Raw genomic sequence first — 17,188 nt, forward strand, 5'->3', positions numbered from 1 at the left:
GATCTGTCCAGATCCGGCCCCACATTGACTTCTCCGCAGCTCAACTGGCGTACGGTTTCAGCCAACTGACACTAGTTCGAGACCAGCTCGATCGCGGCCAGGTTGCGCTTTCCGCGTCGCAGCACGAGCCAACGGCCGTGCAGCAGGTCCGAGTTGGCCGGTACGACCTCCTCGTCGGCGACCTTCGCGTTGTTCAGGTAGGCGCCGCCCTCCTTGATGGTGCGGCGGGCGCCGGAGCGGCTGGGGGCGAGGCCGGCCTCGACCAGCAGGTCGACCACGGGGAGCAGCTCGGTGACCGTCGCCTTCGGCACCTCGGCCAGGGCGGCGGCCAGGGTGGCCGGTTCCAGGTCGGCCAGGTCGCCCTGGCCGAAGAGGGCCTTCGACGCTGCGACCGCGCGCTCGTACTGGTCGGCGCCGTGCACCAGGGTGGTGAGCTCCTCGGCCAGTGCGCGCTGGCCGAGCCGGGCCTGCGGGCGCTCGGCGGTCTCGCGCTCCAGCTCCTCGATCTCCTCCCGCGAGCGGAAGGAGAAGATGCGCAGGAAGTTCGAGACGTCCCGGTCGTCCGCGTTCAGCCAGAACTGGTAGAAGGCGTACGGGGTGGTCAGCTCCGGGTCCAGCCAGATGGTGCCGGACTCGGTCTTGCCGAACTTGGTGCCGTCCGCCTTGACGATCAGCGGGGTGGCGAGCGAGTGGACCGACTTGCCCTCGGCCTTGCGGATCAGGTCGCCGCCCGCCGTGAGGTTGCCCCACTGGTCGCTGCCGCCGGTCTGCAGGGTGCAGCCGTAGCGGCGGAACAGCTCCAGGTAGTCCATCCCCTGCAGGATCTGGTAGCTGAACTCGGTGTACGAGATACCGGCGTCGGAGTTCAGCCGCCGGGCGACCGCCTCCTTGGCGATCATGTTGTTGACCCGGAAGTACTTGCCCACGTCGCGCAGCAGGCTGATCGCCGACATCCCCGACGTCCAGTCCAGGTTGTTGACCATGCGAGCCGCGTACTCGCCCTCGAAGTCGAGGAACTTGGAGATCTGGCCACGCAGGCGGTCGACCCAGGCGGCCACCGTCTCGGGGTCGTTGAGCACGCGTTCGGCGGTGGGCTTGGGGTCACCGATCAGGCCGGTGGCGCCGCCGACCAGGCCGAGCGGGAGGTTTCCGGCCTGCTGGATCCGGCGCATGGTGAGGATCTGGACCAGGTTGCCGAGGTGCAGGCTGGGCGCCGTCGGGTCGAAGCCGCAATAGAACGTGACCGGGCCGTCCGCGAACGCCTTGCGCAGTGCGTCCTCGTCGGTGGACAGGGCGATCAGCCCTCGCCACCGCAGCTCGTCGACGATGTCCGTCACGGTCACGCTTCTCCTTCGGTCGGGCGCCAGCTCCGCGCTCGGGCCCGTTCCGTCGGGCCCCGCACCTGGACGACTCCAGCGTGCTAGAGCCTACGCGGTCGCGGCCAGCGGGTTTTCGCGGTCCCCGCCCGGCGTACGGAAATTCCGTTGTTCGCAGCTCCGGCGCGGGTCACAGTGGAGTCCCGCCGAGCGGCGGACAGGTACTGGACGGGCGTGCCGTCGGCACGGTCCGCAGGGAGGTGGCCGAGGTGCGCAACACGCTGGTTCTGAACGCGAGCTATGAACCCCTGACAACGGTGTCCCTGAAGCGCGCCGTCGTTCTGGTACTCCAGGACAAGGCCGTGGTCGAGCAGGCCCATCCGCTCGGTGTGGTGCGAGCGACCGGTATCTCGGTACCGGTGCCCCGGGTGATCAGACTCCAGCGCTACGTGCGGGTGCCGTTCCGACAACGGGCCCCGTGGTCGCGGCGCGGTGTACTGGTCCGGGACCAGCACCTGTGTGCGTACTGCGGGCGACGGGCCACCACGGTGGACCACCTCCACCCGAAGTCGCGCGGTGGTGCCGACTCCTGGCTGAACACCGTCGCGGCCTGCGCGGAGGACAACCAGCGCAAGGCCGACCGGACGCCGGAGCAGGCCGGAATGCGACTGCTGCGGAAGCCGTTCGAACCTACGCCGGAGGCGACGCTGATGCTGGCCCTCGGGCTGCACCGCAGTGAGATGAACGAGCTGGCGGCCTGGCTGCCGGCTGCGGCGGTGGCGTAACCGCCGCCCACGAGCTGGTGGGCCGACCCGGTCGGGGGACAGGTCGGCCCACCAGATTTCCTACGTACCGTCAGCTCTTGGCCTGGAAGGCGCCCGCCACGCCGAAGTTGGCCGAGTGCTCGGGCAGTACGACGACCTTGCCGCCGCCGGTGAGCACCCGCCCGGCGGTCAGCAGCGAGCCGGTGCCCTGGGGGTAGCCGCCGCCCGCGGTCGCCCGGCCGTCGGTGACGGCGTAGCGGCTGAGGTGGGCGGGCTGGTCGAGGCGCTCGTCGCCGGCCAGCAGCAGGGCGCCGTTCTCCACGCCGACCGGGACGGTCTTGCCCTTCTCGGCGACCGGGGTCTGCCAGCGCGGCTTACCGGTCGTCAGGTCGTAGGCGACGGCGGACGAGCGGCCGTCGGCTCCGGCCCGGGTGGTCAGCAGGGTCTGGTCCTGGAAGTAGACCGTCGGGACGGCGTCGAAGCTGCCCCGGGTGACGCCGAGCCGGCCGCCTTCGGCGGTGACCGGGATCTCGGCGGCCGGGTCGCCGGTGGCGCCCCAGGCGAAGATCCGGTCGTCGGCGGGCTGCGCCCCCGTGGTGAGCACCACGGCGGGCTCGGCGGAGAGCACGGTGACGGTCTTCGGCTGGTTGTTCAGCCCGCGCCACCAGTGCAGCTTGCCGTCCTCCGCGTTCAGCGCGACCGCCTGGTCGGCGGGCGTGCTGTCGGCGCAGGTGCTGTGCAGCAGTACGGTGTTGCCGCTCGCGCCGCCGCTCAGCGTGCAGAACTTGCCCTGGCCGCCGTACGTCCAGAGGTCCTTGCCGTCGGCGGCGGCCCAGGCGACGGCCTTGTCGTCGCCGACCGCGACCACCTTGTCGTTCAGCACCGCGACATGGGCACCGTAGGTGTCCTTGGCGTCGGAGAGCGGCTTGGTCCAGTTGGCCTTACCGGTCTTGGTGTCGACGGCGGAGACCAGGGTGCAGGCGCTCTTCGGGTCGGCCGAGACCCGGAACAGTGCGGCGCCCAGGCCCGCCGAACTGACGGTGGGTGAGAGTCCGCACGGGACGGCGCCTTCGGCGGGCGGGGCGAGCGTCCAGGTGGGCTTGCCGTCGGCGAGCGCGTAGGCGTGCACGCCGGTGCTGTCGGCGCGGACCACGGCGTCACCCAGCAGCCAGCTGCCGACCAGGGTGTCGTCGGCCCCGGTGGCCGGCGCGGTGGCGGGCTGGGCGGCCCAGGCCTGGGCGTGCGCGACGGTGAAGGTCTTCGGGATCTCGGCCGGGCCGCCGGCCGCACCGCTGTCGGATTCGTCGGCGGTCACCATCACTCCGGCCGTGATCAGCACGGCCAGCGCGGCGACGCCGGCGCCGGAGCGGATCAGCAGGGCGCGCCGGCTCGGCGCGTGCTCCCCGGAGATCACCGACGCGGCGAGGTCCTTCACCCGGTCGGCGGGTGACACCTTGCGGACCCGTTCGGCGACGGCGGCGGGCTCGGCCTCAGCGACCGGCTCGACCACGGGCACCGGTTCGACCGGCGCGGGCTCGAAGGACGGCGGCTCGAAGGACGGCTGCTGCTCGTACACCTGCGGCTGCTGGTAGGCGGGCGGCGCGTACAGCTGCTGCTCGTACCCGGGCTCGGCCTGCTGGTAGTACTGCTCGGGCTCGCGCTGCTGTGGCATCTCGGACTGCCACTGCTGTTGTTGCTGCTCCTGGTACCCGTAGGGCTGCTGCTCCTGGGTCGGGTACCAGCCCTGCTGGTAGTCGTAGCCGACCGGCTCCTGCCCGGCCGTGCCGGAGTGGTCCTGAGCCATACCGTTCCGTCCGTCCGACTGCTTGCTGCCGACGGTCAGCATCTCACGCCGGTCGGACCATCCCGTCCGGATCCGGAGCAATCGGGCATCTCACGGAGGATCAGGCGGTGCGCAGCGTCTGATCGATCCTGGCGGCCATAGTGAGGTCGAGACCGGTCAGCCCGCCCGCGCTGTGGGTGGAGAGGACGAACCGCAGGGTGCGCCAGCGGATGTCGATGTCGGGGTGGTGGTCGAGTTCCTCGGCCGCCTCCGCCACCACCCCCACCACCGCGATCGCGGTCGGGAAGCTGGCGGTCTCGGCGGTCCGGACGATGGCCTCGCCCTCCCGGGTCCAGTCCGGGAGGGCGGCCAGGCCGGCCGTGATCTGATCGTCGGTCAGTCGCGTTCGCTCGCTCATGGGCCCAGCGTACGAGCGGGCGCACGCAGGGCGCTCAGCCGAGCAGCATTCGGGTCACCGCGACCAGGCCGACCGTGACGATCACCCCGCGCAGCGCGGGCGGCGGGAGGCGGCGGCCGACCTTGGCGCCGAGCTGGCCGCCGAGGGTGGAGCCGACCGCGATCAGCAGCACGGCGGTCCAGTCGATCTCCGAGGTGAAGAGGAAGAACACCGCCGCCACCGCGTTGACGATCAGCGCGAGGACGTTCTTGGCACCGTTGATCCGCTGCATGGAGTCCTGCAGCAGCATGCCCATCAGGGCCACCAGCAGGACGCCTTGGGCGGCGCCGAAGTAGCCGCCGTAGATGCCGGTCAGGAAGACCCCGCCGAGCAGCAGCGGGCCGACCTCGGCGGTCGAACCGTCCCGCTTCCGGGCGGCCATCGCCCGGGCCACCCGGGGCTGGATCACCACCAGCACCAGGGCGAGCAGGATCAGCACCGGCACGACGGTGTCGAAGGCCGCGCTCGGCAGCTTGACCAGCAGGTACGCGCCGAGCAGTCCGCCGAGCAGCGAGGCGGTGCCCAGCCGGAGCAACCGGCCGCGCTGGCCGGTGAGTTCGCGGCGGTAGCCGATCGCGCCGCTGAGCGTGCCCGGCACCAGGCCGATGGTGTTGGAGACGTTGGCGGTCACCGGTGGCACGCCGAAGGCGAGCAGCACCGGAAAGGTGATCAGGGTGCCGGATCCGACCACGGTGTTGATGGTCCCGGCGCCGACCCCGGCGAGCAGGACGGCGAGCCCCTCCCAGAGCGTCATGAGTACCCCAGTTTCTGGCCCGGTCCGGTACACGGCACGGGGGCTCGCGTCAGGACGGGGCCGAGCAGTTGTCGCCGCCGATCATGCATCAACAGGGCGGCCCGGGGCCAGAGGGTATGCGAACGGGCCCGCCCCCTGAATGGAGCGGGCCCGTCTGCTGCCGAGGTCTACTCGGGGTCGAGCTTGGGGTACTCGCGGTTGGGCTCCACCCGGGGGCGGGCGGTGCCCTTGTCGGTGTCGACCGGGCGCGGTCCGGCCGGGCGGTCGACCTGGATCGGGGAGCTCGCCGGGGCGCCGGGGGCGCCGCCGCCGGCCATGTTGCCGAACGCGCCGCCGATGCCCTTGAGCGCGTCGCCGATCTCGCTCGGGATGATCCAGAGCTTGTTGGAGTCGCCCTTGGCCAGCTCGGGCAGGGTCTGCAGGTACTGGTAGGCGAGCAGCTTCTGGTCGGCGTCGCCCTCGTGGATCGCCTCGAAGACCGTCCGGATCGCGGCGGCCTCACCGTCGGCGCGGAGCACCGCGGCCTGCGCCTCACCCTCGGCGGTCAGCACTGCTGCCTGCTTGTCACCCTCGGCCCGCAGGATGGCGGCCTGCCGGGCGCCTTCGGCGGTGAGGATGGCGGCGCGCTTGTCGCGGTCGGCGCGCATCTGCTTCTCCATCGAGTCCTGGATGGAGGTCGGCGGCTCGATCGCCTTGAGCTCGACCCGGTTGACCCGGATGCCCCACTTGCCGGTGGCCTCGTCGAGGACGCCGCGCAGCCCCGCGTTGATCACCTCACGGGACGTCAGGGTGGACTCCAGGTCCATCGAGCCGATGATGTTGCGCAGGGTGGTGACGGTGAGCTGCTCGATCGCCTGGATGTAGCTGGCCACCTCGTAGGTGGCGGCCCGGGCGTCGGTGACCTGGTAGTAGATCACCGTGTCGATGTTGACCACCAGGTTGTCCTGGGTGATCACCGGCTGCGGCGGGAACGGGACGACCTGCTCACGCAGGTCGATCCGGTTGCGGACCCGGTCGATGAACGGGACCACGATGTTCAGTCCTGCGTTCAGCGTCCGGGTGTAGCGGCCGAAACGTTCCACGATGGCCGCACTGGCCTGCGGGATCACCTGGATCGTCTTGATCAGTGCGATGAAGGCCACCACGACCAGGACGACCAGCACGATAAGGACGGGTTCCACGCGTTCTCCCCTAGACGACCAGGGCGGTGGCGCCCTGGATTTCGACGACGTCGACCTGCTGACCCGGCTCGTAGACACTGCCGGGGTTGAGCGCCCGGGCCGACCAGATCTCGCCGTTCAGCTTGATCCGCCCTCCCTGCCCGTCGACCTGCTCCTGCACGATGGCGGTGGCGCCGGTCAGCGCGTCGATCCCGGTCCGCAGGCCGGGCCCCTGCTTGAGCTGCCGGTACGCGATCGGGCGGACGAAGACCAGCAGGGCGACCGACACCCCGACGAAGATCAGGAACTGCCCCACCACCCCCACGCCGAGTGCGGCGGCACCGGCGGCCGCGCCGGCCCCGACCGCGAACATGGCGAACTCCGGCATCGCCGTGAGTACCAGCGGTATACCAAGACCGACGGCGGCCAGGAGCCACCAAATCCAGCTGTCCACGAAGTCCATCCTAGGGAGGTGAGGTCTCTCCCGGCGGAAAGTTCCCGCAGGTGGACGGGCGGAAACCGGCCGTACGTACGACCGGCCCCAGTTCAGTCCTGTTCCGGGCTGTTCAGTAGTGGGCTCAGCCGAGCGGCAGACCCTGCGCGGACCAGCGGTCGCCGTGCCGCTCCAGGGTCAGCGGGAGGCCGAAACAGAGCGACAGGTTGCGCGCCGTCAGCTCGGTGTCGATCGGGCCCGCGGTGAGCACCTTGCCCTGACGGATCATCAGTACGTGGGTGAAGCCGGGCGCGATCTCCTCGACGTGGTGGGTCACCATCGCCATCGCCGGGGCGAACTCGTCCTGGGCCAGCGCACCGAGCCGGCGGACCAGGTCCTCCCGGCCGCCGAGGTCGAGACCGGCGGCCGGCTCGTCCAGCAGCAGCAGCTCGGGGTCGGTCATCAGGGCGCGGGCGATCATGGTGCGCTTGCGCTCGCCCTCGGACAGCGTGCCGAACTTGCGGGCCACGAAGTCCGCCATGCCGAGCCGGTCCAGCAGGGCCAGCGCGCGGGACTCGTCGGTGGTCTCGTACCGCTCGTTCCAGGTGGCGGTCATGCCGTACGCGGCGGTCAGCACCGTCTGCAGCACGGTCTGCTCGCTCGGCAGCTTGTCCAGCAGCGAGGCGCTGGCCAGGCCGATCCGCTGGCGGAGCTCGAAGACGTCGACCGCGCCGAGCTTCTCGCCCAGTACGGCGGCCGCGCCGGTGCTCGGGAAGAGATAGGTGGAGGCGACCTGGAGCAGGGTCGTCTTACCGGCGCCGTTCGGGCCCAGGATCACCCAGCGCTCGCCCTCGGAGATCGACCAGGAGACCTGATCGACCAGCGCGCGCCCCTCCCGGACCACGGAAACGTCCACCAGCTCCAGCACGTCGCTCATGCCTACGCCTTCCCCAATGCAGAAAATTCGGCCGCCCGAGGGCCCTTGCGCGCGCGGGTCCTCGGGGTGCGGTCCACTCGTGTCGACAGTCGGCTGCGGGCGGGCAGCCTACCCCGGGGGCCGGGTAAGGCTCGGAGGGGGTGCGCCGCTCACAGCACAGGCCAAACCTACGCCACGCGGATGGCCGTACTTTCCGTAGGCTGGCCGGATGCCAGCTTCAACCACTGACAATCCGTACGAAGAGCCGCGCTCCGGGCGGCTGACCGCGTGGGGCAACGCGCTGCTCGGCGGTTTCACCTCTCCCGACCACGCCGCCGAGGCCCTGGTCGGCGCCGACGAGAGCCACCGGTTCACCGGCCTGCCCGGCGATGCCGACGGCGAACTGCACAGCCCGGCCTGGGCCCTGGGCCGGCTCCGCGCACTCGGCGCCACCGGCCTCCGGCTGGCCCGGCCCGCCCCCGGCCACCCGCTCGGCCTGACCGGCCCCGCCCCCTTCAACGCGGCCGCACTTACCGCCGGTGAGGCGGTGCTCGCGGTCGGCCTCCCGATCGGCTTCGTCCCCGAGGTGGAGGTGTACGGGCCCGAGGGCGACCAGGGCGTCCGGGTGCTCTGGCACTGCTCGACCGTCAACGAGGGCCCGCCCGCTGACGTCCCGTCACTGCACGAGGCGGAGCGCGAACTCGCGGAGGGCCTGCGGGAGACCACCCTGCTGCTCAGCAGGCTGGACGTCGCCGGGGCCGGCCCCGAAGCCGTCCGCGCCCTCACCGAATGGCGCCGCCGCGGCCACACCGAACTGCTCGCCCCCGGCTACCCCCCGCGCGCCGTACGGGTCCTGGAGTCCGCCCGGCAGATCACGGCCCTGCTCTCGATCGCCCTCGGCGGCCACGGCGCAGCGGTCAGCGCCTCCGAGATGGCCGCCCGCCGCGAGATCCTCGCCCCCCTCGGCCGCACCGCCCGACGGGCCACGGCGGCGGCCTACAACGCCCTGGTGGACGAGCCCAGGGGCTAAGCCTGGTTGTTCCGTACGGCCCAGAGGGCGGCCTGGGTGCGGTCGGCCAGGTCGAGTTTCATCAGGACGTTGGACACATGGGTCTTGACGGTCTTTTCGGACAGGTGCAGCGCCCGCGCGATCTCCCGGTTGGAGCGCCCGTCCGCGATGTGCGAGAGCACCTCGCGCTCGCGCTCCGTCAGCGTCCCGCCCCGTCCCTTCGGGGCGCGTGGGGTGTCGTCGGAGAGCAGTGCGGCGGCCAGCTCCGGCTGGAGCAGGACGTGGCCCGCGTGCACCGAGCGGATCGCCCCGGCCAGCGCCTCCGGGTCCACGTCCTTGTAGACGTACCCGGCGGCGCCGGCCCGGAGCGCGGGGACCATGGTCCGGTGTTCGGTGAAGCTGGTGACGATCAGCACCCGGGCCGCACTCCCCCGCTCCTTGAGCAGCTTGAGCGCCTCGATCCCGTCCACCCCCGGCATCTTCAGGTCCATCAGCACCACGTCGGGCCCGAGCGCCTCCGCCTTCTCCACGCCCTCGGCACCGTCCGCGGCCTCGCCGACCACCTCGATGTCGTCCTGGACCTCCAGGAAGGTGCGCAGCCCTCGCCGCACCACCTGGTGGTCGTCCACCAGCAGGACGCGGATCGGTGACGTGGTGTCAGGCACCGGGGACCTCCAGTTCGATGGCGGTCCCCTGGCCGGGGGCCGATTCCAGGGACAGCGTCCCGCCGACCGCGGCCGCGCGGTCCCGCATGGAGACCAGCCCGAGGTGCCGGCCCTCCCGGCGGACGGTCTCCGGGTCGAAGCCGCGTCCGTCGTCGCGCACCCGCAGCCGGGCGCCCCGCCCGGCCGTACCGGTCAGGGTGACCTCGACGAGCTTCGCGCCGGAGTGCCGCAGGGCGTTGTGCAGGGCCTCCTGAGCGATCCTCAGCACCGCGGCCTCCTGCCCGGGCGGCAGCGTCCGGACGCCGTCCGAGCTGAACCGGACCTCCGCCGTGTGGGCGCGGTCGAGCACCTGGGCCTGCGAGGCCAGGGTGGCCACCAGGCCGTCCTCGTCCAGGGCGGCGGGCCGCAGCTCGATCACCACGGTGCGCAGTTCGTCGGCGGCCTCGGCCGCGAGGCGGGCCACCTCGGCGAGTTCGGCCCGGGCCCGGGCCGGGTCGCGGTCGACCAGGGTGGCGGCGGCCTTGGCGGTGAGGCGGAGCGAGAACAGCTTCTGGGCGACCGCGTCGTGCAGGTCGTGGGCGATCCGGGCCCGCTCCCCGGCCAGCGTGAGCTCGCGGCTGCGCTCGTACAGCCGGGCGTTGCCGAGCGCTATCGCGGCGTGCGCGGCGAGGATCCGCAGCAGTTCCTCGTCGTGGGCGGTGAACCCGCCCGCCTTGTTGGCGAGGAAGACGGCGCCGAGGATCTCGGTGCCGTCCACGATCGGCATCCCGAGGAAGTCGCTCATGTCGGGGTGCGCGTCCGGCCAGCCCTCGAAGTCGGGGGCGCGGCGGACGTCGTCCAGCCGGGTCGGGGTGAGCTGGTGCAGCATCGCGGCCAGGACGCCGTGCTGGCGGGGCAGCGGGCCGATCGCCTTCCACTGCTCGTCGGTGACGCCGTCCACCACGAACTGGGCGAAGCCGCCGTGGTCGTCCGGCACCCCGAGGGCGGCGTACTGGGCGCCGAGCAGAGCCCGGGCCTCGGCGGTGATCCGGCGCAGCACCTCGCGGACCTCGAGGTGGCGGCTCATCGCCAGAACGGCGCTGCTGACGGCCTCGATCCCGCTCAGGGAGGGGTCGCAGGGGGACGGTTCGGCTGGCATGCTCCCACGCTACCCGCGGGCCCCTGGCCGGGCATGAGGCGCCGGGTCTAGGACCTGAGGACTAGCCGCGCTGCATCACCTCGGGTTCGTGGCGGCGCTGCAGCCGGTTGACCAGCAGGCCGAGCAGCCCCGCAAAGGCCAGCAGGACAAGCCAGTTGAGGATCAGTGTCCCGACCGAGTGGGTCCACAGCGGGTCGGTGCCCGTTGCCACCGGGGAGATCCCGGCCAGGTCGAGGGTGTTTCCTGCGGCGGCGACGCCCCAGCGGGCCGGCATCAGCCAGGCGAACTGTTCCAGCCCCGGCTCGTCGTAGACCTGGAAGACCGCGCCGGTGAAGACCAGCTGGACGATGGTGAACATCACCAGCAGCGGCATGGTCTTCTCCGCCGTCCGGACCAGGGCCGAGATCACCAGGCCGAACATCATCGAGACGAAGCCGAGCAGGGTCAGGCCGACGGCCATCTCGACCGCCGGGGCGCCGGTGATCAGCAGACCGCGCTCGGGGAGTTCGCGCAGGCCGAAGCCGACGGCGGAGATCAGCCCGCCCTGCAGCACGCTGACCGCGCCGAGCACGGTCACCTTGGACATCAGGTACGCGGAGCGGGACAGGCCGGTGGCCCGTTCCCGTTCGTAGATCGGCCGTTCCTTGATCAGCTCGCGGACCGAGTTGGCCGCCCCGGCCAGGCAGGCGCCGACCGCGAGCACCAGCAGGATCATCCGGGCCCCGGCATTCTGGGCCGGCCCGGCGCAGTCCACCAGCCCGCAGCTGTCCGGGATCAGCGCGCTCACCCCGCCGAGCACCAGCGGCAGCAGCAGCGAGAGGGCCAGGAAGCCCCGGTCGGCGCCGATCACCGCGAGGTAGCGGCGGACCAGGGTCCACAGCTGGGAGCGCCAGCGCTGCGGCTTGGGGGGCTCGGTCCTCGGCCGGTCGACCGGCAGGACCGGCAGCGGGGTGGCGGCCGAGTCGGCGGAGTACTCCAGGTGGTGCGGGGAGCTGCGGTAGCGGCCGGCCCAGTCGTGGTCGGGGTGGTTCTCGAAGGCCTGGAAGACGTCGGCCCAGCTCTGGTAGCCGAAGAAGTACAGCGCCTCGTCCGGCGGCCCGAAGTAGGCCACCGAGCCGCCCGGGGCGAGCACCAGCAGCCGGTCGCAGAGCGCCAGTTCGGCTACCGAGTGGGTCACCACCAGGACGGTGCGGCCGTCGTCGGCGAGCTTGCGCAGGGTCTGCATCACCTCGCGGTCCATGCCCGGGTCCAGGCCCGAGGTGGGCTCGTCCAGGAAGATCAGCGAGGGCTTGGTGAGCAGTTCGAGGGCGACCGAGACCCGCTTCTGCTGGCCGCCGGAGAGGGTGCTGATCCGACTGTCGGCGCGCTGGTCCAGCCGCAGCTCGTACAGCACCTCGTCGATCCGGCGCTCGCGCTCGACCGCCTCGGTGTCGCCGGGGAAGCGCAGCTCGGCGGCGTAGCGCAGCGCCGTACGGACCGTCAGCTCGTGGTGCAGGATCTCGGACTGCGGCACCAGGCCGATCCGGGACCGCAGCTCGGCGAACTGGCGGTAGAGGTCGCGACCGTCGTACAGCACCTGGCCCTGGTCGGCCGGGCGGTAGCCGGTCAGTGCGCGCAGCAGGGTGGACTTGCCGGAGCCGGACGGGCCGACCACGGCCACCAGCGACTTCTCCGGGACGGTGAAGCCGACGTCCCGGAGCAGGGTCCGGTGGCCGCCCCGGTGCGGGACCTGGACGCTCAGGTGCCGGGCCGAGAAGGTGACCGCGCCGTCGTCCACGTACTCCTGGAGCTGACCGCCGATCAGCGCGAAGGAGGACCGGCCGACGGTCAGCCGGTCCTGCTCGCCGACCAGGGCGCGCTGTACCGGCTGGCCGTTCAGGAAGATCCCGTTGTGGCTGCCCAGGTCGACGATCTCCCAACGGCCGTCCGGGAGTTGGCGCAGCTCGGCGTGGTGCCGGGAGATCTGCAGGTCGGCCAGCACCACGTCGTTGTCCAGCGCCCGGCCGATCCGGATGGTCCGGGTGCTCGGCGCGAGGGCACGGATCACGGTGGGCGCGGAGCGGTCGCGCTGCGCCGGGAAGGCGGCGGGCGGAAACCCGGCGGGCTGGGCGGGCGGCGCGGCCGGGGCGGGCGGCGGAAAGGCGGCGGCCGGGAACGGGCTGGGGGTGCTGCGCCCGGTGATCGCGGCGTGCCAGGGCACCGGCGGCAGCACCGGCGTGGTCGGCACCGGCGCGGCCACCGGGGCCCGGACGGTCAGCCGGGGGCCACTGGCGACGCTGCCGAGCCGGATCTCGGTACCGGGGTGCAGCGGCACCTGCCGGGCCCGCACGCCCTGGGCGAAGGTGCCGTTGGTGCTGTCCTGGTCGGTGAGCAGCCAGCCCCCGTCCCGATGGGCCAGGGTGGCATGCCGCCAGGAGACCCGGGCGTCCTCGGACCGGAGGTCCGCCGCCGGGTCGCGGCCGATCAGGTAGCTACGGTCCGGGTCCAGGGCCAGCTGCTGCCCGTCGATCTCCACTACGAGTTGCGGCACTCTCCGCCTGCCCCTGCTGGTACTGACAACTGACGGCCCGCCATCCTTCCAGGTACGGACGCGAAGCACTATCCGCGCGGGTCGGAACGGGTCCAGCCAGTAGTCCAGAGGGCGGACGCCGTTGCGGGGCGGGCCGAACCGCCCGGTAGCGTGGGTGGCACCATGAACGCTGCGCCCTTCCCCCCGCTGCCCCGGTCGTACGACGACGAGCGCACCTTGCTGGTCAAGGTCTTCGGCAAGGACCGCCCCGGTATCACCGCAGGGCTGTTCAGCACGCTCGGTGACTTCGGCGTGGACGTGATCGACATCGAGCAGATGGTCACCCGTGGCCGGATAACGCTGTGCGCCCTGGTGGCCACCCCGGCCGGCGGGCCCGGCGCCGAGGGTGCGCTGCGCTCCACCGTGCACCGCTGGGCGGAGGAGCTGAAGCTCCAGGCCGAGATCATCTCCGGCACCGGTGACAACCGGCCGCGCCGCGAGGGCCGCTCGCACGTCACGGTGCTCGGCCACCCGCTGACCGCCACCGCCGTCGCCGCCCTGACCAGCCGGATCACCGAGGCGGGCGGCAACATCGACCGCGTCTTCCGGCTGGCCAAGTACCCGGTGACCGCCGTCGAACTGGCCGTCTCCGGGGTGGCGACCGAGGAGCTGCGGGTGGTGCTGGCCCTGGAGGCCGCCGCCCAGCAGGTGGACATCGCGGTGGTCCGGGCCGGTCTGGAGCGCCGGGCCAAGCGGCTGGTGGTGATGGACGTCGACTCGACCCTGATCCAGGACGAGGTGATCGAGCTGTTCGCCGCCCACGCGGGCTGTGAGCAGGAGGTCGCCGAGGTGACGGCCGCCGCGATGCGCGGCGAGCTGGACTTCGCCGAGTCGCTGCACGCCCGGGTGGCCCTGCTGGCCGGTCTCGACGCCGCGGTGACCGAGAAGGTCCGCACCGAGGTCCGGTTCACCCCGGGGGCCCGCACCCTGGTCCGTACGCTGCGCCGGCTGGGCTTCCAGGTGGCCATCGTCTCCGGCGGCTTCACCCAGGTCACCGACCATCTGGTCGAGCAGCTCGGGCTGGACTTCGCGGCCGCCAACACCCTCGAGGTGGTGGACGGGAAGTTCACCGGCCGGGTCATCGGCGAGATCGTCGACCGGGCGGGCAAGGCCCGCTGGCTGCAGCGCTTCGCCGAGCAGGCCAAGGTGCCGCTGGAGCAGACCGTGGCGATCGGCGACGGCGCCAACGACCTCGACATGCTGAACGCGGCCGGGCTCGGCGTGGCCTTCAACGCCAAGCCGGTGGTCCGCGAGGCCGCCGACACCGCGGTCAACGTCCCGTTCCTGGACACCGTCCTCTACCTGCTCGGCATCACCCGCGAAGAGGTCGAGGCGGCCGACGAGCTGGACGGCACCCCGACCGACGACGAATAGCCCGGACGGCGGCGGCAGTCTGCCGGGCCACCGCCGCCGTCCGGTCGATCAGTCCTCGTGCGGGGTGTGCAGGGTGTCGAGCCTGGCGACGCCGGGCTCGACGGACTTCCAGGAGCCGGTGAAGCCCAGGACCGCGATCGCGGCGGTCGGGAAGCCGCCGTTCTGGAGCCGGGTCAGCGCCTCCGGGTCGCCCTGGTCACCGGCCAGGATCTGGGTCAGGCCGAGGACGCCGGGGTTGTGGCCGATCAGCACGACGTCCCGGTACTCGTCGGGGGTCTCCTGGAGTACCGCGATGATCTCGCCCGGGCTGGCGTCGTAGACGCGGTCCTCGTAGACCGTCTTGCGCGCGCGCTTGGGCAGCTCGTGCACCGCGAGCTTCCAAGTCTCCCTGGTCCGCAGCGCGGTGGAGCAGAGCACGTAGTCGGGGTTGATGCCCGAGTCGGTCAGCCAGCGTCCGGCGTCCGGAGCCTGCAGGCGGCCGCGGTCGGCCAGCGGCCGCTCGTGGTCGTCCACCTGGTTCGGCCAGTCGGCCTTGGCGTGGCGGAGAACGATGATCCTGCGAAGGGTGTCGGCGCTCATACCCCGAGCTTTCCAGAAAACCGCCCATCGGGCGCGGCGCTCAGCGGCGCTGCCACTCCCAGGGGTGGTCAGGTCAGCCGAAGCCGTTCGCAACAGTGGCGATCACGGAGACCAGCACCACGATGCCGGCGATCACGCCGAGCAGCTGGAGCAGCTTCTTCTGGCCGTCCGGGGGGTTCGGTTCGAGTACGGGCATGGTCAGCAGTCTCGCATCCGTTTACCTCCGGGCCCGCCCCGGGTCAGGCCGAGAGGGTCAGGCTTCGTCCTCGATGTGCCTGGCCTGGCCCGCGCGCAGGCCGACGGCCATCTGCGGGATCAGCAGCAGGGCCAGGAAGCCGAGCGGCAGGTACCACTGCCCGGTGGCCTGGTAGATGGTGCCGACCAGGATCGGGCCGGGGATGGAGATCAGGTAGCCGAGGCTCTGGGCGAAGGCGGAGAGCTGGGCCACCCCGCCCGGGGTCCGGGCCCGCAGGCCGATCATGGTGAGGGCGAGCGGGAAGGCGCACATCGACAGGCCGATCAGGCAGGCCCAGAGCCAGGAGACGCTGCCCGCCGCGAAGGCCAGACCGGTGTAGCCGAGGATGCCGCACAGGGCCAGCACCACCACGAAGAGGCCCTGCTCACCGCGCCGGACGGCCAGGTTGGGCAGGATGAACGAGGCTGGCACGCTGATCACCATCACCAGCGCGAGCAGCACCCCCGAGCTGCCGGCCGAGACCCCGGCGTCCTGGTAGATGGTGGGCAGCCAGCCCATGGTGGCGTACGCGCTGGTGGCCTGCAGGCCGAGGAAGAGGGCCAGCGCCCAGGCCGTCCGGCTGCGCAGGATCGGCAGCTTGGCGGCCGGGGCCGCGGTCGCCGAGACGCCGGAGCGGTCCCGCCGGAGGAACAGCGTGACCAGCCAGATCAGCAGCCCGCCGACCGCGAGCAGGCCCCAACTTCCCAGGCCCTCACGCCAGTTCCCGCCGAGCGCCTTGGTCAGCGGGACGGTGGCGGCGGCCGCGGCGGCGGTGCCGACCGAGAGCGCCATCGAGTACAGGCCGATCATCGGGCCGACCCGGTCCGGGAAGTACCGCTTGATCACCACCGGGATCAGCACGTTGGAGACCGCGACGCCGGCCAGCGCGACGGCGGTCAGCAGCAGGAAGACCCCCGTGCCCCCGGCGAACGAGCGGGCCAGCACGCCGAGCGCGATCGCCCCGATCCCGGCGGTGACCACCACCGTCGGCCCGAACCGGCGGGACAGCGCCGGGGCGGCCAGCCCGAACAGCGCGAAGCAGAGCGAGGGCACCGCGGTGAGCAGCCCGGCCACCGTCCCGCTCATGTGCAGGTCCACCCGGACCTGGTCGAGCAGCGGGCCGAGGCTGGTCACCACCGGGCGCAGGTTGAGCGCCGCCMCCGCGATGGCCAGCGCGAGCAGCCAGCCGAGGTGTCTGCGGGCGGGGTGGACGGTGGGCATCGCGGTGGCGACGGGCAGGTCCGTGGTGGTCTCTGCTGCGGTGGGCATGCGCCCCATCATAGAATGATGGGATGAATTTACGCACCCCGCTATCCTGAACCTGTCCTTCCCAGCTGAACAGGGAGTCCGATGGCACTGTCGACCACTCGCCGTACCCCGCTCTCCGACCAGGTGATCGCCCAGATCCGGACGCAGATCACCTCCGGCGAGTGGCCGGTCGGCTCCCGGATCCCCACCGAGGCGGCCCTGGTCGAACAGCTCGGGGTGGCCCGCAACACCGTCCGGGAGGCCGTCCGGGCGCTGGCCCACAACGGGCTGCTGGACATCCGGCAGGGCTCGGGCACCTACGTGCTGGCCACCAGTGAGCTGGCCGGGGTGATGCACCGCCGGTTCGCCGACGCCGACCAGGACCAGGTCGCCGAGCTGCGCTCGATGCTGGAGACCTCGGCGGCCGGGCTGGCCGCCGCCCGCCGCACCCCGCGCGACCTGGAGCTGCTGGAGACCGCGCTGGCCCGCCGGGAGGCCGCCTGGCACTCCGGTGTGGCCGAGGACTTCGTGCAGGCCGACGCCGCCTTCCACCAGGCCGTGGTGGCGGCCGCGCACAACGACGTGATCGCGGCGGTGTACGCGGACCTCGGCGAGGTGCTGCGGGCGCACCTGCGGCACGACGTCGGCCCCGAGCTGATCGCCGACCGGTACGTCGGGCACGGCGGCATCCTGGACGCCGTACGGGCCAGGGACGCCGCCCGGGCCTCGGTCGAGGCGGGCCGGGCGATCGGCGTCTGCGGCGACTGAACGAGAAAGGGGGTACGGGG

The 17,188-nt window shown here is 72.2% G+C and carries 17 protein-coding genes; 4 read left to right on the forward strand and 13 right to left on the reverse strand.

Annotated elements, in window-relative coordinates; genetic code table 11:
• Positions 1-71 precede the first annotated feature (71 nt).
• Positions 72-1,337, reverse strand: a complete 1,266-nt coding sequence (tyrS, locus tag ACXJMZ_RS19055) for a tyrosine--tRNA ligase (RefSeq protein WP_457031439.1) — start codon at positions 1,335-1,337, stop codon at positions 72-74.
• Positions 1,338-1,585: 248 nt separating this feature from the next.
• Here tyrS and ACXJMZ_RS19060 point away from each other — a divergent pair, with 248 nt between their 5' ends.
• Entirely contained in the window at positions 1,586-2,101 is a 516-nt protein-coding gene (locus tag ACXJMZ_RS19060) for an HNH endonuclease (RefSeq protein WP_184913067.1), read from the forward strand.
• Between the two features lie 70 nt (positions 2,102-2,171).
• Here ACXJMZ_RS19060 and ACXJMZ_RS19065 read toward each other — a convergent pair whose 3' ends face one another.
• The 6 genes from ACXJMZ_RS19065 to ACXJMZ_RS19090 all read right to left on the reverse strand — a co-directional run bounded on the left by ACXJMZ_RS19065 (position 2,172) and on the right by ACXJMZ_RS19090 (position 7,604).
• The gene (locus tag ACXJMZ_RS19065; protein ID WP_457031252.1) at positions 2,172-3,884 is read right to left on the reverse strand and encodes an outer membrane protein assembly factor BamB family protein; all 1,713 of its coding nucleotides are present in this window, start codon (positions 3,882-3,884) and stop codon (positions 2,172-2,174) included.
• A 100-nt stretch (positions 3,885-3,984) separates the two neighbouring features.
• Positions 3,985-4,281 (reverse strand): 4a-hydroxytetrahydrobiopterin dehydratase, encoded by a 297-nt coding sequence (locus ACXJMZ_RS19070; RefSeq protein ID WP_457031253.1) that lies wholly within the window; start codon positions 4,279-4,281, stop codon positions 3,985-3,987.
• A 34-nt stretch (positions 4,282-4,315) separates the two neighbouring features.
• Positions 4,316-5,074 (reverse strand): sulfite exporter TauE/SafE family protein, encoded by a 759-nt coding sequence (locus tag ACXJMZ_RS19075; RefSeq protein WP_457031254.1) that lies wholly within the window; start codon positions 5,072-5,074, stop codon positions 4,316-4,318.
• 167 nt (positions 5,075-5,241) lie between these two features.
• Positions 5,242-6,255 carry an SPFH domain-containing protein gene (locus ACXJMZ_RS19080; protein WP_057240072.1) on the reverse strand — a complete coding sequence of 338 codons (1,014 nt, stop codon included), beginning with the start codon at positions 6,253-6,255 and terminating at the stop codon, positions 5,242-5,244.
• Positions 6,256-6,265: 10 nt separating this feature from the next.
• A complete protein-coding gene (locus tag ACXJMZ_RS19085) occupies positions 6,266-6,697 on the reverse strand; it encodes an NfeD family protein (RefSeq protein ID WP_057240074.1) in 432 nt (143 codons plus the stop codon).
• A gap of 115 nt (positions 6,698-6,812) precedes the next feature.
• Positions 6,813-7,604, reverse strand: coding sequence for an ABC transporter ATP-binding protein (locus tag ACXJMZ_RS19090; RefSeq protein ID WP_457031255.1), 792 nt, complete (start codon positions 7,602-7,604; stop codon positions 6,813-6,815).
• 208 nt (positions 7,605-7,812) lie between these two features.
• On the opposite strand from ACXJMZ_RS19090, the gene ACXJMZ_RS19095 reads away from it, so the two are divergent.
• The gene (locus ACXJMZ_RS19095; protein ID WP_457031256.1) at positions 7,813-8,613 is read left to right on the forward strand and encodes a hypothetical protein; all 801 of its coding nucleotides are present in this window, start codon (positions 7,813-7,815) and stop codon (positions 8,611-8,613) included.
• On the opposite strand, the gene ACXJMZ_RS19100 is transcribed toward ACXJMZ_RS19095, so the two are convergent.
• The 3 genes from ACXJMZ_RS19100 to ACXJMZ_RS19110 all read right to left on the reverse strand — a co-directional run bounded on the left by ACXJMZ_RS19100 (position 8,610) and on the right by ACXJMZ_RS19110 (position 12,925).
• Positions 8,610-9,257 carry a response regulator gene (locus ACXJMZ_RS19100; RefSeq protein ID WP_057240081.1) on the reverse strand — a complete coding sequence of 216 codons (648 nt, stop codon included), beginning with the start codon at positions 9,255-9,257 and terminating at the stop codon, positions 8,610-8,612. The genes ACXJMZ_RS19095 and ACXJMZ_RS19100 overlap by 4 nt on opposite strands.
• Positions 9,250-10,395 carry a GAF domain-containing sensor histidine kinase gene (locus ACXJMZ_RS19105; protein WP_457031257.1) on the reverse strand — a complete coding sequence of 382 codons (1,146 nt, stop codon included), beginning with the start codon at positions 10,393-10,395 and terminating at the stop codon, positions 9,250-9,252. The genes ACXJMZ_RS19100 and ACXJMZ_RS19105 overlap by 8 nt, the downstream gene beginning before the upstream one ends.
• Before the next feature lie 61 nt (positions 10,396-10,456).
• Complete coding sequence (locus tag ACXJMZ_RS19110; protein ID WP_457031258.1) at positions 10,457-12,925, reverse strand: FHA domain-containing protein; 2,469 nt, start codon at positions 12,923-12,925, stop codon at positions 10,457-10,459.
• Positions 12,926-13,087: 162 nt separating this feature from the next.
• On the opposite strand from ACXJMZ_RS19110, the gene serB reads away from it, so the two are divergent.
• Entirely contained in the window at positions 13,088-14,338 is a 1,251-nt protein-coding gene (gene serB / locus ACXJMZ_RS19115) for a phosphoserine phosphatase SerB (RefSeq protein WP_457031259.1), read from the forward strand.
• Between the two features lie 48 nt (positions 14,339-14,386).
• On the opposite strand, the gene ACXJMZ_RS19120 is transcribed toward serB, so the two are convergent.
• The 3 genes from ACXJMZ_RS19120 to ACXJMZ_RS19130 form a co-directional block, all read right to left on the reverse strand.
• Complete coding sequence (locus ACXJMZ_RS19120; protein WP_457031260.1) at positions 14,387-14,917, reverse strand: SixA phosphatase family protein; 531 nt, start codon at positions 14,915-14,917, stop codon at positions 14,387-14,389.
• 73 nt (positions 14,918-14,990) lie between these two features.
• Entirely contained in the window at positions 14,991-15,113 is a 123-nt protein-coding gene (locus ACXJMZ_RS19125) for an SGM_5486 family transporter-associated protein (RefSeq protein WP_457031261.1), read from the reverse strand.
• Positions 15,114-15,170: 57 nt separating this feature from the next.
• Entirely contained in the window at positions 15,171-16,430 is a 1,260-nt protein-coding gene (locus ACXJMZ_RS19130) for a CynX/NimT family MFS transporter (RefSeq protein ID WP_457031262.1), read from the reverse strand.
• A 72-nt stretch (positions 16,431-16,502) separates the two neighbouring features.
• On the opposite strand from ACXJMZ_RS19130, the gene ACXJMZ_RS19135 reads away from it, so the two are divergent.
• The gene (locus tag ACXJMZ_RS19135) at positions 16,503-17,168 is read left to right on the forward strand and encodes a FadR/GntR family transcriptional regulator (RefSeq protein WP_457031263.1); all 666 of its coding nucleotides are present in this window, start codon (positions 16,503-16,505) and stop codon (positions 17,166-17,168) included.
• Positions 17,169-17,188: the final 20 nt, after the last annotated feature.

This window comes from Kitasatospora sp. P5_F3, assembly GCF_054049135.1.